Source organism: Treponema sp. R6D11 (assembly GCF_054786075.1).
The window spans coordinates 1-526 of record NZ_BDHD01000785.1; the positions used below are offsets into that span (position 1 = coordinate 1).

Consider the following 526-nt stretch of genomic DNA (forward strand, 5'->3'; position numbering starts at 1 on the left):
GTTTACCGTTTGGGAATTTACCATTATACTGGATATATCCCAATCAGGGCAGGAGGCTTATATGCAAAAAAAGGCAACCGATAAAAGACTTACGGGCGTGGCGGTTCCGGTGGGGGCTCTGCGGAGCAAACACGGAATGGGGGTCGGGGAATTTTCCGATCTTGCCGCTTTTGCCGTCCTCTGCAAAAAGATGAGGCTGGGTCTTATTCAGTTATTGCCTGTAAACGATACGGGGTACGAAAGCTCGCCGTATTCAAGTTTGACGGCGTTCGGCCTTCACCCTTTGTATTTAAGAATCGAGGATTTGGAAGAATTTAGTACGGCGGACAACGCGGTTAAAAAAAGAATTAAAGAGGCGAAAAACAAATTCGATAAAAACGAGCGTTTTTCCCATTATAACGTCCTTAAGGAAAAACTTGAAATATGCAGGGCGATTTATAACGCCAACGTAAAGGAGATCGAAAAGAGCTTCGCGGGCGGAAAGCTCGCGAAATGGATAGAACATAATTCATGGGTTAAGCAATAC

At 45.1% G+C, this 526-nt stretch carries 1 protein-coding gene; it reads left to right on the top strand.

Translation table 11 applies throughout. The features are described 5' to 3' along the window. Nucleotides 1-61 precede the first annotated feature (61 nt). Nucleotides 62-526, top strand: a 465-nt coding sequence (locus tag ACYVTD_RS16085) for a 4-alpha-glucanotransferase (RefSeq protein WP_461248690.1), incomplete at its 3' end; no start/stop codon positions are given.